The sequence below is a fragment of the Pseudomonas sp. BF-RE-22 genome (genome assembly GCF_019956155.1).
In the GTDB taxonomy this organism is placed as follows: domain Bacteria; phylum Pseudomonadota; class Gammaproteobacteria; order Pseudomonadales; family Pseudomonadaceae; genus Aquipseudomonas; species Aquipseudomonas migulae.
Genome location: NZ_JAHBDD010000011.1, coordinates 425,237 through 440,322 on the forward strand (window position 1 = coordinate 425,237; position 15,086 = coordinate 440,322).

The following is a 15,086-nucleotide window of genomic DNA, read 5'->3' on the forward strand; positions in this document are numbered from 1 at the left end:
CTTAACATTATTGGTTTTGGCAGGGTTGTGGATAACGTGCTTTACGCTCCAGATCGTCGAGGTCGATGTGGTTGCGCATGTACTGCTGACTGGCGTCCACCAGTGGCTGGTGATCCCAGCTCTTCAGCTTGCCGATGGTCAGCGCCTCGGCGACGAAACGCCGACGACGCTGGCTCGCGAGCACCTGTTGGTGTATCGCCGGGATGTTCCATTTGGCCCGTGCTTCGGCAAGAAATTCCTCGAACAGGAGCCGATGTTGCGGCGACTGGCTGAGTTCTTCCTGTTCGCGCGGGTCGTTGTGTACGTCGAAGAGCAGGCACGGATCATCTTCGCTGTAGATGAATTTGTAGGCGCCACGGCGAATCATCATCAGCGGACTGATGGTGCCTTCGGCCATGTATTCGCCGAAGACTTCGTCGTGACCGCCCTGCCCTTGCAGGTGCGGAACCAGCGACCGGCCATCCAGCGGCAAGCCCGGTTCCAGAACGCCGCCGGCCAACTCGACAAACGTCGGCAGCAGGTCGGCGGTGGAAACCGCTGCGCTGACCCGTCCGGCGCCAAACTGGCCGGGTGAACTGATCAACATGGGCACGCGCGCGGCCATTTCGTACCAGTGCATTTTGTACCAGAGGCCACGCTCGCCGAGCATGTCGCCGTGGTCGCCGGAGAACACGATGATCGTGTCGTTGATCAGCCCGGTATCTTCGAGCGTTTGCAGAAGTTTGCCGACGTTACTGTCGATATAGCTGCAAGCACCGAAATAAGCCCGGCGTGCATCGCGGATCTTATCCACAGGCAGCGGCTTGTCCCACAGGTCGTAGACCTTGAGCAAACGCTGGGCGTGCGGATCGAGCTCGGTTTGTGCCGGGGTTTCGGGCAATGGGATGTCGGCGTCGTCGTACAGATCCCAGAAAGCCTTGGGAATGGTGTACGGGTCGTGTGGGTGAGTCATCGACACGGTCAGGCAGAACGGCTGGTCGCCGTCTTCGCGGATGTGATCAAACAAATACTGCTGGGCCTTGAACACCACCTCTTCATCGAAATCCAGCTGATTGGTACGCACGCAAGGCCCAGCCTGCAGCACCGACGACATGTTGTGATACCAGGTCGGACGTACGTCCGGTTCGTCCCAGTTCACTGCCCAACCGTAGTCGGCCGGGTAAATGTCGCTGGTCAGGCGTTCTTCGTAACCGTGCAGTTGGTCCGGGCCGCAGAAGTGCATCTTGCCGGACAGCGCGGTGCGATAACCGAGGCGCCGCAGGTAGTGGGCGTAGGTGGGCACGTCGGCAGGGAAATCGGCCGCGTTGTCGTAGGCGCCGATCTTGCTCGGTAACTGACCGCTGACCAAGGTAAAACGCGACGGCGCGCAGAGTGGGCTGTTGCAATAAGCGGCGTCGAACACCACGCCTTCGGCGGCGAGGCGGCTGAGATTGGGCAATTTGATCGGCGAAGGGCCGTAGAACGGCAACATTGGCGCGGCCATCTGATCGGCCATGATGAAAAGAATATTCTTGCGCTTCATGTGATCGCGGCATTCCATAGTGAATATTTATGCGAGAGTGCTGCAATCGAGCATGGAGTCCATGTGATTTGTGGTAAAGCCCATGCCAGGCAATGACTAGGATAAGCACAGCTTATGTATGACGCCCTCGGTGATTTGTCTCTGGATCTGCTCCGCGCCTTCGAAGCGGCTGCCCGCCATCACAGCTTCACCGCCGCTGCGGTAGAGCTCGGCACCACGCAACCGGCCATCAGCCAGCAGATCAAACGGCTGGAGGATCAACTCGCCACACGGCTGTTCGATCGCATTTATCGCGGGATCGAATTGACCGAGGCCGGGGCGATTCTTTTCGAGCAGGTTCAGCTCGGTTTGCAGAATATCGACGCAGGATTAAGTGCAATCAGTGCACAGCAACAGCATGAAGTGTTGCAGGTCGCCACCGATTTTGCCTTTGCCGCTTACTGGCTGATGCCCCGGTTGCATCGCTTTCACGCGGCCAATCCTCACGTGGACGTTAGCCTGGTCACCAGCGAGCGCAGCCTCAACATGCTGCGTACCGATATCGATGTCGCCGTGCTGTTTGGTGACGGGCGTTTTAAACAGGGCGAAAGCCATTGGCTGTTCAGCGAAGAAGTGTTCCCGGTGTGCAGTCCGCTGCTATTGAAGGACCGTCCCCTGCCCTTGCCGCCCCAAGGGCTGCTGGAATTTCCGCTGCTGCACCTGCGTGGCGAAAACAGCAGCAACTGGTTCGACTGGAGTGGCGTGTTCCGCGAATTGGGGATTACTTCGGCGCCAGCGCCCGGGCAGTTGCGATTCGACAATTACACGTTGTTGATTCAAGCGGCGATTGGCGGCCAGGGCGTGGCGATTGGCTGGCGGCACCTTGTGGATAACTTGCTGGCGCAAGGTTTGTTGTGTCGGCCAATTGCTGAAACGGTGATGTCCCGGCAGGGCTATTACGTGGTCCTGCCCCAACGCAAACGGCGTGGGTTGTTGATTCAACAGTTTGTGGATTGGTTGATGGCCGAGCAGGCCAGCAGTGCGCAATCGCTGAATGGCCTGCCTTTGCCTTCGATTGCGGTGTGAAAGCAAAAAGGTCGTCCGGGCGCGACCCGAGCGTTCACTACTCTGAAGTCGCCACGAAATTCACGTGTTCGCCCACGTGAAGATTGAAGTGCATTTCATCGGCGATCCCTATCGCGACACGTTTCAAGCGATCCAGCGGTTCGGCCAGCCCCGGTTCCAGGCTGCTGCTGGCGTGGCTGAAATGCTCGATCGTCAGCCCCGGGACGCCACGTGGCGCATTCACCAGCGTCCAGTGCAACTTACTGCTTTGCAGGGATTCGCGGATTTCTTCGGCGGCGTGGCGTTGCAGTTGATCCTCGATCTCCGGATCGTCCAACACCTCGAAATCCCCCACCAGAAACAGTCGGGCAATGCCGGCAGCTTGCATGCCGGCTATCAGCGCATCGACGGCGAGCACCTGTTCGACCGGGCCCGGAACAATGGTTTTTTCAACGTGTTCGCTGTTGAACGGCAAGCCTGGTGCGTCTAATAGACAGATGACGGCCGAACAGCCCGCGACGCTTTGTTTGACGCGCTCGGCCTCAAACAGGTCGCCCGTCTTGGTGCGCAAACCCGGACGTGGCGCGAGTGCCGTCAAGTCATCGAGAATGGCGATCACTTCGTGTTGCCGCCGCAGCATCTCAGCCATCAGCGCACTGCCCAGGCTACTCATGGCACCATAAAGCACCACTTTTACCACCGGGGTTTCGGCATTTTTCATGGCTGGGCTCCGTTTCCTGGGTGTATAGCATTTGACCTGTGGGAGACGGTGAGGGTTCGACAGGGATTCAGAGGGTTTCAGATGCAACAGATCAAGGGTTACCACGCCCACGTGTATTTCGATGCCAGCACCATCGACCAGGCGCGAGCCTTGTGTGAGCGGGCGGCGCAGCTGTTCCCGCTGAAAATGGGTCGGGTGCACGAACGTCCGGTCGGCCCGCACCCGGACTGGAGTTGCCAACTGGCATTCGGGCCGGAACTCATCGGCGACGTGTTGCCGTGGCTGGCGCTCAACCGCAAGGGTTTGGTGGTGTTCCTGCACCCGGACACCGGCGACGATCTGCTCGACCACACCGAACATGCCATCTGGATGGGGGCGATCCGGCCGCTGGACCTGTCTATTTTTTGATCAGAGTGTTTCTTCGGCTTCGCCCGGCAGGTGTTCGTCCAGGTGCAGCCAGGGCAGACGGCTGTCGGTCCAGATGTGCCGCTCGGCCGGAGCCTGCTCGGGATGATCGAGCGTGGCGATGGTCAGGTCGATGCTCGCGGGACTGAGGTGTGTCACCAGCGCGAGTTGCGCCCCACAGTTCGGGCAGAAATATCGTACGCAACTGGATGACGAGGCGTACTGCGCCGGTGTGCCTTTCAGCCATTCAAAGGTCGATGCGGGCACGGTGATCCAGGTGGTCACGATCCCGCCGCTGACTCGTCGGCAAATTGAACAGTGGCAGTGGGCGATGTCGTGCAGCGGGCCGCTGAATTGATAGCGCAGATGTCCGCAGTGGCAGCCGCCTGTGTGAAGTTCGTTCATCACATTTCCTCCTGTTGCGTATGTTCCGACGCCATCGCGAGCAGGCTCGCTCCCACAGGGGAACGCATTTCCATGTGGGAGCGAGCCTGCTCGCGATCGTGTCGACGCGGTTTAAAGCCTAGCCCCCGTCCGACGACCGGTCGCACATCCGGTCAATGCTTTCATCGGCGAAAGCTGGGTGAAAGCTTCCCCGATTAGGATCGCCCCCACTACCGGCAACAGACCGGTCGGCCAATGCCAGTGTTTTATCGCTCGCACAGCCCATTTAACAACAACAATGGTGACCCTGATGTCCTTTGATACCCGCCGCTTCGCCGCAACTCCGCCCGTACGCCTCGTGCTTCCCGTTCTGCGCTGACCTACCCGGTTCGCCCATTCCCTAGCCGCGCTACGCCTGGAGTATTCCCATGCTGACTTTCCTTGGCTTCGCCATGGTCATCACGTTCATGTTCCTGATCATGACCAAGCGCCTGTCCGCGCTGATCGCCCTGATCATCATTCCAATCGTCTTCGCTCTGTTCGGCGGTTTTGCGCCGAAGATCGGCCCGATGATGCTCGAAGGCATCACCAAGCTTGCGCCGACCGGCGTGATGCTGATGTTCGCCATCCTCTACTTCGCCCTGATGATCGACTCCGGCCTGTTCGACCCGGCCGTGCGCAAGATCCTCAAACTGGTCAAGGGCGACCCGTTGAAAGTTTCGGTCGGCACCGCCGTACTGGCGCTCGTCGTCTCCCTCGATGGTGACGGCGCGACCACTTACATGATCTGCGTGGCCGCCATGCTGCCGCTCTACAGCCGCATCGGCATGAGCCCGCGGATCATGGCTGGCCTGATCATCCTCGCCGGTGGCGTGATGAACATGACCCCATGGGGCGGTCCGACTGCCCGTGCGGCCAGTGCGTTGCATGTGGACCCGTCGGCGATCTTCGTACCGATGATTCCGGCGATGGGTGCCGGTGTCCTGGCCATCCTGGCCATCGCTTACTTCTACGGCAAACGTGAACGTGCGCGTCTGGGTGAGCTGCACCTGGTGGGCGATGAAATCGACCACAGCGAAATCAGCGTTTCGCAGTTCCCGGACGCCCGTCGTCCAAAGCTGATCTGGTTCAACGGTGCCCTGACATTCGCACTGATGTGCACCCTGATCGCAGGCCTGCTGCCGCTGCCGGTGCTGTTCATGGTGGCGTTCAGTATTGCCATGATCGTCAACTACCCTTGCCTGCAACAGCAGAAGGATCGCGTTGCGGCCCACGCCGGCAGCGTGCTGGCAGTGGTCGGTTTGATCTTCGCGGCAGGCATCTTCACCGGTATCCTGTCGGGCACCGGCATGGTCGATGCGATGTCGAAGAGCCTGTTGGCGGTCATCCCGGATTTCCTCGGCCCGTACCTGGCCGTGATCACCGCGCTGGTGAGCATGCCGTTCACGTTCTTCATGTCGAACGATGCATTTTATTACGGCGTGTTACCAGTACTTGCCGAAGCGGCCAGTCATTACGGTATAACCGCGGTTGAAATGGCACGTGCCTCGATCGTCGGTCAGCCCGTCCACTTGCTGAGCCCGCTGGTACCATCGACCTATTTGTTGGTGGCCCTGGCCGGTATCGACTTCGGTGACCATCAGCGCTTTACCCTGAAATGGGCAGTGCTGGTGTGCATGTGCATACTGGTTGCAGCATTGCTGATGGGGATTTTTCCGCTGTTCAGCACTCTATAAGCCCAAGACTCACCACTGGGGGTCCAGGCTTCGTTTTTTGAAGCCTGGGCCCTTTGTGGTTTAACACTCGCTCAAAGGAATACACATGGAATGGCTGACCAACCCTGAAATCTGGGTTGCCTTCTTTACCCTGACCGCCCTGGAAATCGTCCTGGGTATCGATAACATCATCATGATTTCGATCCTGGTCAGCCGCATGCCCAAGCACATGCAGGCGCGCACCCGAATCTTCGGCCTGGCGCTGGCCATGGTCACGCGGATTCTGTTGCTGCTGTCGATCACCTGGGTCATGCGCCTCACCGCTGACTTGTTCGAAGTGTTCGGCCAGGGCATTTCCGGGCGAGACCTGATCCTGTTCTTCGGTGGTCTGTTCCTGCTGTGGAAGAGCTCGCAAGAGATGTACCACGCGCTGGAAGGTGAAGACGAAACCAACGAGGAGCCGGGTGGTAAGGGCGGCAACTTCCTCTACACCATCATCCAGATCGCGATCATCGACATCGTGTTCTCGCTGGACTCGGTGATCACCGCCGTCGGCATGGTCTCCCACGTACCGGTCATGGTCGCTGCAATCGTTGTGGCTGTGCTGGTGATGATGCTGGCTTCCGGCACCATCAGCTCGTTCATCGACAAGCACCCGTCGCTGAAGATGCTGGCGTTGGCGTTCCTGCTGATCGTCGGTACCGTGCTGATTGCCGAATCCTTCGACGTGCACGTGCCAAAAGGCTACGTCTACTTCGCCATGGCGTTCTCGCTGGCGGTGGAAGCGATCAACATCAAGATGCGCACCGCGATTGCGAAGAAGAAGAAACAGCAGGATCCGGTGAAACTGCGCAAGGATATTCCTGGGCAATAAGCCGAATGTAAAACCTGTGGGAGCGAGCCTGCTCGCGATAGCGGCCAGTCAGTCAACATCAATGTTGAATGTGACGGCCTCATCGCGAGCAGGCTCGCTCCCACATTTTTTTTGTGCGGCCGCCAGGCCCTGATTTCATGACAGTTTTGTTTCAATCACCTCTTTAGCTATGCGATGCTGGCGCGCAGACCGTTAGCCAACTACAGCTTAAGTACACAACGTAGAAAGTCGCGCGGCACCGTCAACTTGCTCCTTTGGGGCGCTACCACCACAGGGGGCCCTTATGCTCACCCTGCTCAATTTGTTATCTGCCGTGGCCTTGCTGATCTGGGGCACGCACATCGTCCGAACCGGCATCCTGCGGGTCTACGGTTCCAACCTGCGCCATGTGATCGGCCAGAACATGTCCAAGCGCTGGCTGGCGTTCATCGCCGGCATAGTCGTGACCGCCATGGTCCAGAGCAGCAACGCCACCGCCATGCTCGTCACCTCCTTTGTCGGCCAGGGCCTGATGGCGCTGATGCCTGCGCTGGCGACCATGCTCGGCGCCGATGTTGGTACGGCGTTGATGGCGCGGGTGCTGACGTTCGATTTGTCATGGCTGTCGCCGCTGTTGATTTTCCTCGGGGTGATTTTTTTCCTGTCGCGCAAACAGACGCGGCTCGGCCAGATGGGCCGGGTGGCCATCGGTCTGGGCCTGATCATTCTGGCCCTGCAACTGATCGTCGAAGCGGCGGCGCCGATCACCCAGGCGCAAGGGGTCAAGGTCATCTTCGCCTCGCTGACCGGCGACATCCTGCTCGACGCCTTGGTCGGCGCCCTGTTCGCGATGGTTTCCTACTCCAGCCTGGCCGCCGTCCTGCTGACCGCGACCCTGGCCGGGGCCAGCGTGATCAGCTTGCCGGTGGCCATCGGCCTGGTGATCGGCGCGAACATCGGCAGCGGCATTCTGGCGTTCATGAGCACCAGCATGCAGAACGCCGCGGGCCGTCAGGTGGCGCTCGGGAGCCTGCTGTACAAGCTGATCGGCTTGTTGCTGATCATTCCGGTGCTCGACCCGTTGGTGCACTGGATCGACAGCCTCGACTTCAGCCCCCAGGAAATGGTCATCGGCTTCCACCTGCTCTACAACACGGCTCGCTGCCTGATCTTGCTGCCGACGGTCGGGATAATGGCCAGGCTGTGCGCATGGCTCTTGCCGGAACGCCCGGAAATCAACGGCACGGCCAAACCACGGCACCTTGATCCGACGGCGCTGGTGACCCCCAGCCTGGCGCTGGCCAACGCCGTCCGGGAAACCCTGCGCATCGGCGATCTGATCGACAGCATGCTCGAAGCCATGCTCGACGTGCTGCGCGGCAAGCAAACTGCCGTCACCCAGGAAATGCGTCGCCTGACCGATGATGTGGATGCGCTCTACAACTCGATCAAACTCTATCTGGCGCAAATGCCCCGTGAAGACCTCAGTGAGCAGGACAGTCGGCGTTGGGCGGAAATCATCGAACTGGCGATCAACCTCAAACTCGCCAGCGATCTGATCGAGCGCATGTTGCGCAAGGTGCAGCAACAGAAAACCTCGCAGCGCCGGTCTTTTTCCGAGGTCGGCCTGGACGAATTGGCGGGGCTGCACAGCCAGCTGATTTCCAATTTGCGCCTGGGGTTGTCGGTGTTCCTCAGCGCCGACAAGGAAAGTGCCCGCCAACTGCTGCGGGAGAAGCGTCGCTTTCGTGCACAGGAACGCCGCCTGGCCCATGCTCACGTCAGCCGGTTGCAACGTAAGATTGTGCAGAGTATCGAGACCAGCTCGCTGCACCTGGAGCTGATCGCCGACATGAAGCGTCTGAATTCTCTGTTTTGCAGCAGTGCTTACGTGGTGCTGGAAACGTCTGACACCGGTGCGCTCGCTGTAGATGATTTGGCTGACATCACACATTCGCCTTGAACGTCTGGCAGTGTGGTCAGTCAGTTATATGTATTCAGCTTGATGGCCATTCGCGAGCAAGCCCGCTCCCACATTTGAAATGCATTCCTCTGTGGGAGCGGCGGTGCGACGGTTCGACTTGCTCGCGAAGAGGCCCTGACTGACAACACGGATCTCCAAATCAGCCGTATGGAAACTCGCTATGCGTTGTTTGTTGTTCGCCTGCCTGTTGCTCGGATCATTCCCCTCCTTTGCCCTGGACCGCTTCCAGGTCGAGGGCTATACGCTGCCCAACGGCCTGCAATTGCTGCTCAAGCCCGGCACCGAGCGCGGGCATGTGGCGATTCGTCTGGTGGTCGGCGTCGGCATCGATGATTTCAACTGCGCCGACAAGGAGCTGCCGCACCTGCTCGAACACCTGCTGTTCAGTGGCATCGACGCCACCGGCGAAGGTGGTCTGGAAGAGCGCATGCAGGCGCTGGGCGGCGATTGGAACGCCTACACCAGCAACGCCGACACCACGTTCGTTATCGAGGCCCCGGCGAAAAACCAGCGCAAGGTCCTCGACCTGCTGTTGGCGCTGTTGACCCAGACCCGAATCGACGACAACGCCATCAACGCCGCCAAGAAAGTGGTCGAGCGCGAAGACGGCGGCCACTACTCGCACCTGCAACGGTGGCTGGATCGTCAGGACCTGGGCCACACCGCGAGCAATCAACTGGCCGTGGAACTGGGCCTTAAGTGCCCGGAGCGGGCTGAGGTCGATTACCTGACCCGCGAACAACTGGAGAAGGTACGCAAGGCCTGGTACGCGCCCAATAACATGACCCTGATCGTGGTCGGCGACCTCGACCGCTTGCTGCCGGGTTATCTGGAACGGGCCTGGGGCGAGCTTGATGCGGTTGACCCTACCGATCACCCGCCGCTGCCACAGATCAACGCCAGCGCAGCCCATGAACGCACGCTGAGCCACGGTATCGTCGGCGCGGGTGCCAAGTTGCACTGGCTGGTGCCGGAGCCCGTGCTGGCGGATCAGCACGACGAAACCTTCGACCTGCTCAAGGATTATCTGGACTGGGCGCTCTATCGTCAGATGCGCCTCGCCCATGGTCTGTCCTACGGCCCCTCCGCCGAGCGCGAAGTGTTTGGCGGCGTGGGTTTCATGAGCCTCAACGCCGACCTTGAGCGCGACGATGTGACAGCGGCGGAACAGGTGCTGGATGAGTTGAAGGCCGGGTTACTCAAGGACGGCCTGGACGCCGCCACCTTCAACCGTCTCAAGCAGGCCGCCATCGCGCGCCAGGCCTGGGCCGTGCAAGGCAACAGCGCGTTGGCCGATTACTACTGGAGCGCGTTGAGCGACTACGAAGACGGCCGCTTCGCCGACCCGGCCAAGGAGCTCCAGGGGGTTACGCTGGAAAAAGCCAACAAGGCCATGCGCGAATTGCTCCTGCAACCGGGTTATCTGCGGATCGAGAAGCCGTTGATGAGTTATGACCAGGTGCTGTGGGCAATTGCCGGGGTGTTCGCTTTGATGTTGCTGTGCCTGTTGGCCTGGCGCATCCATCGTAAGCAATAACCAACCCCTGTAGGAGCCGGCTTGCTGGCGATGGTCGTCAACGATAACGCGTATTTTCTGAATAAACGCGGTGCCTTTGAGTCCATCGCCAGCAAGCCGGCTCCTACAGTTTTGCGTAGGCCAGCGAACGCTACTTCACCCTCGCCACACCGCTCCCCGGGCGGTACCCTGTTGGGGTTTTTTCCTACGACTATTGTGAACCGCCGAATGCCTACCCTGACCTTGTTCGTACAGCGCATCCTCGAACTGATGAAGCGCTATCCCGGGGTCATTGCGCTCGGCGGTTTCATTTCCGGGGTCGGCAGCTTCATGCTGGTGGATCGTCAGCAAGGCCTGGCGACGTGGATCACCATCATCATGGTGTTGAGCTGGATCTGGCTGATGCTGGAAAACAGCCTCACCAAGCTCTTCACCCGAATCTTCAAACGGGAAATTCCCCAGCCGTTGCTGCGTTATGCGACGCAGATGATTCACCAGGAAAGCCTGTTTTTCGTCCTGCCGTTCTTTTTCATCACCACCACCTGGAACAGCGGCCAGTTGTTCTTCACCGGGCTGCTGGGCATCGCCGCGCTGATTTCCATCACTGATCCGCTCTACTACAAGTGGCTGGCGCCCCGGCGCTGGGCGTTCCTGGCGTTGCATACGCTGACGCTGTTTGCCGCGCTGCTGACCGCCCTGCCCGTCATCCTGCACCTGACCACCTCCCAGAGTTTCAAACTGGCGCTGGGCACCGCCGTCGTGCTGTCGTTCCCGAGTCTGGCGTCGATCTTCCCGATCCGGACAGTACGCAACGCGCTGGCAATCCTGAGCATCACCGTCGGCATCGGCGGCGTGGGTTGGGTGCTGCGCTCGTGGGTGCCGCCGGCCACGTTGTGGATGACCGATGTGGCGATCAGTACGCAAATGCAGGACCGCACGCCGGGCAAGAGTCTGGAAGAAGTCAGCGCCGAGCAGATCCGTGGCGATGGCCTGTACGCCTACACCGCGATCAATGCCCCGCGCGGTCTCGACGAGCGCATTTACCATGTGTGGCAGTTCAACGGCAAAGAGGTCGACCGCATCGCCCTGGACATCCACGGCGGGCGCAAGGAAGGCTATCGCGCCTGGACCCACAAGCAGAACTTCCCCGGTAACCCGGCGGGCAAGTGGCAGGTTCGGGTGCTGACCGAAGACGGCCAATTGATCGGGGTGTTGCGCTTCACGATCACGGACAGCACACCGACCAAAGAAAAGTAATGCGGTTCGTGCTATTACGTAGCTCTGCGTAACAGCCGAACAAGCACGGAGCTTATGACCAGCAGCACAATGGCCGGCAATGCCCAACTGGACGCCGCTCACTCCCCCGCTCAGTTGCGGGTGACGGGTGACTGGACGCTTGCCCATTACGCCGAACTCAAGGACCTGAGCGAAAAGCTTCGCGGCCAATACGACGACAAAACCCACATCGACCTCAATGGCCTCGGCGCGCTCGATACCGCCGGCGCATCGCTGCTGGTGGAATTGCTCGGTTCGGACCGTCTCGGCAAATCCGCTGAACATCCTGATTGCACCTTATCTGTCGCCGATCGTGCGTTGTTGCAGACCGTTTATTGCTCGATGACCGACTTCTGCGTACCGATCAAGGAAGCGGAAATCAGCGTCGGCATTCAGTTGCTGACCCGTATCGGCCGCGCAGTGGATGCCGTCTGGCAGGACACCCTGCAACTGCTGGGCTTCGTCGGTCTGATTCTGGAAACCATCGCCCGTGGGCTGTTCCGCCCGAAGCGCTGGCGCATCACGCCTATGGTCGCGCACATCGAACAGACCGGCCTCGACGCTGCCCCCATCGTTGCCCTGCTGACCTTCCTGGTGGGTGCGGTGGTGGCGTTTCTCGGCGCAACGGTGCTGGCGAGTTTCGGTGCGAGCATCTTCACCGTGGACCTGGTGGCGTTCTCCTTCCTCCGTGAATTCGGCGTGTTGCTGACCGCGATCCTGATGGCCGGGCGCACCGCCAGTGCGTTTACCGCGCAGATCGGCTCGATGAAAGCCAACGAAGAAATCGACGCCATCCGCACCTTGGGTCTCGACCCGATGGAGTTGCTGGTGGTGCCACGCGTGCTGGCGTTGCTGGTGGCGCTGCCGATGTTGACCTTTGTGGCGATGCTTTCGGGGATTGTCGGCGGTGGCGTGGTCTGCGCCGTGGCGCTGGATATCTCGCCGGCGATGTTTTTATCGCTGCTGCAAACCGACATTGGTGTGCAGCACTTTCTGGTCGGCATCGTCAAAGCGCCGATCTTCGCCTTCCTGATCGCCGCCATCGGTTGCCTTGAAGGCTTCAAGGTCAGCGGCAGCGCCGAGTCCGTCGGGGCGCACACCACGTCGAGCGTGGTGCAGTCGATTTTCGTGGTGATCGTGCTCGACGCTGTGGCCGCGCTGTTTTTCATGGAGATGGGCTGGTGAGTCGTCTACCCCGAGCGCCCTCCGAGGCGGTGATTGAGGTCCGTGGGCTGTGCAATCGCTTCGGTCGCCAGAGCGTGCACGAGAACCTCGACCTGGATTTGTACAAGGGCGAAATCCTCGCGGTGGTCGGCGGTTCCGGCAGTGGCAAGTCGGTGCTGTTGCGCAGCATTGTCGGCCTGCGCCAGCCCAGCGAAGGCGTGGTGAAAGTGTTTGGTAAAAACCTGCCGACCCTGTCCGAACACGAGCGCTCGATGGTCGAACGGCGCTTCGGTGTGCTGTTTCAGAAAGGCGCGCTGTTCTCTTCGCTGACCGTCACCGAGAACGTCGCCCTGCCCCTGATCGAACACGCGGGCCTGAGCCGCAACGATGCCGAACACCTGGCGGCGGTGAAACTGGCGTTGGCCGGGTTGCCGCTGTCGGCAGCGGACAAGTACCCCGCTTCGCTGTCCGGCGGCATGATCAAGCGCGCGGCACTGGCCCGGGCGCTGGCGCTGGACCCGGACATCCTGTTCCTCGACGAGCCCACCGCCGGCCTCGATCCGATTGGCGCGGCAGCCTTCGATCAATTGATCCTGACCCTGCGCGACGCGTTAGGGCTGAGTGTGTTTCTGGTGACCCACGACCTCGACACGCTCTACACCATCACCGACCGCGTGGCGGTGCTGGCGCAGAAGAAAGTGCTGGTGGCGGACGCCATCGACAAGGTGTCGGAGACCGACGACGCGTGGATTCACGAATACTTCCATGGCCCTCGCGGCCGCGCGGCGCTGTCAGCCGCTCAACAGCTTAACGAGGTCTGACATGGAAACCCGAGCCCATCACATATTGATCGGCCTGTTCACTGTGATTGTGGTGGCAAGCGCCCTGCTCTTCGGCCTGTGGCTGGCCAAGTCCAGCGTCGACACCGAGTTCAAGGATTACGAGATCGTCTTCAACGAGGCGGTCAGCGGCCTGTCCAAGGGCAGCGCCGTGCAGTACAGCGGGATCAAGGTCGGCGATGTGGTGAGCTTGCGCCTGGACCCGAAAGACCCGCGTCGCGTGCTGGCGCGGATTCGCCTCGGCGGCGATACGCCGATCAAGGAAGACACCCAGGCCAAACTGGCGCTGACCGGGATCACCGGGACCTCGATCATCCAGCTCAGTGGCGGTACACCGCAAAGCCCGACGCTCAAGGGCCACGACGGCAACTTGCCGACGATTGTGGCCTCGCCCTCGCCCATCGCCCGTTTGCTCAACGACAGCAACGACCTGATGGCCGGCGTGAACGTGTTGATGCACAACGCCAATCAGATGTTTTCGTCGGAGAACGTCGAGCGCATCAGCAAGACCCTCGAACACCTGGAACAAACCACCGGCACCATCGCCGATCAGCGCGGTGACATCCGTCAGGCGATGCAGCAACTCTCTGCCATCGGTAAACAAGCGACGGCGACGCTGGAACAGACCGCCGCCCTGATGCGCAACGCCAACGGCCTGCTCACCGATCAGGGCAAGCAGATGTTCGGCAGCGCCGAGCAAGCCATGAAGTCGCTGGAACAAAGCAGCGCGACCATCAACACGTTGCTCACCAACAACCAGGATTCGCTCAACAGCGGCATGCAAGGCCTCAATGGCCTGGCCCCGGCTGTACGTGAGTTGCGCGACACCCTGACCTCGTTGCGCGCCATCTCCCAGCGCCTGGAAGCCAACCCGAGCGGTTACTTGCTGGGCAATGACAAGAACAAGGAGTTCACGCCATGAAGCTGACTCACATCGCCCTCCTCGGCGTTTTTACGCTGACCGGCGCCTGCTCGATCCTGCCCAAGTCCGAACCGTCCGACGTCTATCGGTTGCCTTCGGTCCAGGGCAGCGTTTCGGGCAGTTATGGCACGGCGCAACGCTGGTCACTGCGCCTCACCAAACCGCAGGCCAGCGAGGCGTTGAACAGTCCGCAAATCGCCGTGATCCCTCAGGGGGATCTGATCAGCAGCTACAAGGCTTCACGCTGGAGCGATCCGGCGCCGGTGCTGCTGCGCAATCGTCTGCTCGATGGTTTCCAGCGCGATGGCCGCGTGCCGTTGTTGAGCACCGATGACAGCAATTTCCAGGCGGATCTGGAGTTGGGCGGGAGTTTGCAAGCGTTCCAGACTGAATACCAAGGCACCGCGGCGAGTGTCGTTGTGCGTCTGGATGCGTTGCTGGTGCGTGGTTACGACCAGCGCATTCTCGCCAGCCGCCGCTTCGAAGTGCGTCAGCCGCTGAGCGATGTGAAGGTGCCGGCGGTGGTGGCCGGGTTTGGCCTGGCGAGTGATCAATTGACGGCGCAGGTGGTGGATTGGGCGGTTGAACAAGGACAGAAAGTCGCGCCGCCACCGCGACCGTAAGCCGACGCAATCCCCTGTAGGAGCGAGCCTGCTCGCGATGGACGTCAACGATGACGCGGGCATTCTGGAAGAACGCGGTGCTCCTGCCACCATCGCGAGCAGGCTCGCTCCTACAGGGG

The 15,086-nt window shown here is 60.5% G+C and carries 14 protein-coding genes; 11 read left to right on the top strand and 3 right to left on the bottom strand.

Going from position 1 to position 15,086, the window contains the following annotated elements; all coding sequences use genetic code 11:
• Window positions 1-7: 7 nt before the first annotated feature.
• Window positions 8-1,522 (bottom strand): choline-sulfatase, encoded by a 1,515-nt coding sequence (gene betC / locus KGA82_RS08515; protein ID WP_223434182.1) that lies wholly within the window; start codon window positions 1,520-1,522, stop codon window positions 8-10.
• 114 nt (window positions 1,523-1,636) lie between these two features.
• On the opposite strand from betC, the gene KGA82_RS08520 reads away from it, so the two are divergent.
• Complete coding sequence (locus KGA82_RS08520) at window positions 1,637-2,587, top strand: choline sulfate utilization transcriptional regulator (protein ID WP_223450114.1); 951 nt, start codon at window positions 1,637-1,639, stop codon at window positions 2,585-2,587.
• Window positions 2,588-2,624: 37 nt separating this feature from the next.
• Here the strand turns inward: KGA82_RS08520 and KGA82_RS08525 are convergent, their stop codons facing one another.
• Window positions 2,625-3,287 (bottom strand): NAD(P)-dependent oxidoreductase, encoded by a 663-nt coding sequence (locus KGA82_RS08525; protein ID WP_223450115.1) that lies wholly within the window; start codon window positions 3,285-3,287, stop codon window positions 2,625-2,627.
• Window positions 3,288-3,368: 81 nt separating this feature from the next.
• On the opposite strand from KGA82_RS08525, the gene KGA82_RS08530 reads away from it, so the two are divergent.
• Window positions 3,369-3,695, top strand: a complete 327-nt coding sequence (locus KGA82_RS08530) for a DOPA 4,5-dioxygenase family protein (RefSeq protein WP_008044035.1) — start codon at window positions 3,369-3,371, stop codon at window positions 3,693-3,695.
• Here KGA82_RS08530 and KGA82_RS08535 read toward each other — a convergent pair whose 3' ends face one another.
• Window positions 3,696-4,097 carry a GFA family protein gene (locus tag KGA82_RS08535; RefSeq protein WP_223450116.1) on the bottom strand — a complete coding sequence of 134 codons (402 nt, stop codon included), beginning with the start codon at window positions 4,095-4,097 and terminating at the stop codon, window positions 3,696-3,698.
• 407 nt (window positions 4,098-4,504) lie between these two features.
• Between KGA82_RS08535 and KGA82_RS08540 the strand changes: the two genes are divergently transcribed.
• From KGA82_RS08540 to KGA82_RS08580, 9 genes are all read left to right on the top strand, one after another.
• Window positions 4,505-5,812, top strand: a complete 1,308-nt coding sequence (locus KGA82_RS08540) for a CitMHS family transporter (protein WP_008027613.1) — start codon at window positions 4,505-4,507, stop codon at window positions 5,810-5,812.
• 85 nt (window positions 5,813-5,897) lie between these two features.
• Window positions 5,898-6,665, top strand: a complete 768-nt coding sequence (locus KGA82_RS08545) for a TerC family protein (protein WP_192228129.1) — start codon at window positions 5,898-5,900, stop codon at window positions 6,663-6,665.
• A 283-nt stretch (window positions 6,666-6,948) separates the two neighbouring features.
• Complete coding sequence (locus KGA82_RS08550) at window positions 6,949-8,607, top strand: Na/Pi cotransporter family protein (RefSeq protein WP_008044735.1); 1,659 nt, start codon at window positions 6,949-6,951, stop codon at window positions 8,605-8,607.
• A 181-nt stretch (window positions 8,608-8,788) separates the two neighbouring features.
• Complete coding sequence (locus tag KGA82_RS08555; protein ID WP_223450117.1) at window positions 8,789-10,165, top strand: M16 family metallopeptidase; 1,377 nt, start codon at window positions 8,789-8,791, stop codon at window positions 10,163-10,165.
• A gap of 207 nt (window positions 10,166-10,372) precedes the next feature.
• The gene (locus KGA82_RS08560) at window positions 10,373-11,401 is read left to right on the top strand and encodes a DUF5924 family protein (RefSeq protein ID WP_192228126.1); all 1,029 of its coding nucleotides are present in this window, start codon (window positions 10,373-10,375) and stop codon (window positions 11,399-11,401) included.
• A 54-nt stretch (window positions 11,402-11,455) separates the two neighbouring features.
• The gene (locus KGA82_RS08565; protein WP_032828683.1) at window positions 11,456-12,604 is read left to right on the top strand and encodes an ABC transporter permease; all 1,149 of its coding nucleotides are present in this window, start codon (window positions 11,456-11,458) and stop codon (window positions 12,602-12,604) included.
• Window positions 12,601-13,404: an ABC transporter ATP-binding protein gene (locus KGA82_RS08570; protein ID WP_008044731.1), complete on the top strand. Its 804-nt coding sequence runs from the start codon at window positions 12,601-12,603 to the stop codon at window positions 13,402-13,404. The genes KGA82_RS08565 and KGA82_RS08570 overlap by 4 nt, the downstream gene beginning before the upstream one ends.
• Before the next feature lies 1 nt (window position 13,405).
• On the top strand, window positions 13,406-14,344 hold the full coding sequence (locus KGA82_RS08575) for an MlaD family protein (protein ID WP_223450118.1): 939 nt from the start codon (window positions 13,406-13,408) through the stop codon (window positions 14,342-14,344).
• On the top strand, window positions 14,341-14,967 hold the full coding sequence (locus KGA82_RS08580; protein ID WP_223450119.1) for an ABC-type transport auxiliary lipoprotein family protein: 627 nt from the start codon (window positions 14,341-14,343) through the stop codon (window positions 14,965-14,967). The genes KGA82_RS08575 and KGA82_RS08580 overlap by 4 nt, the downstream gene beginning before the upstream one ends.
• The last annotated feature ends 119 nt before the right edge of the window (window positions 14,968-15,086 follow it).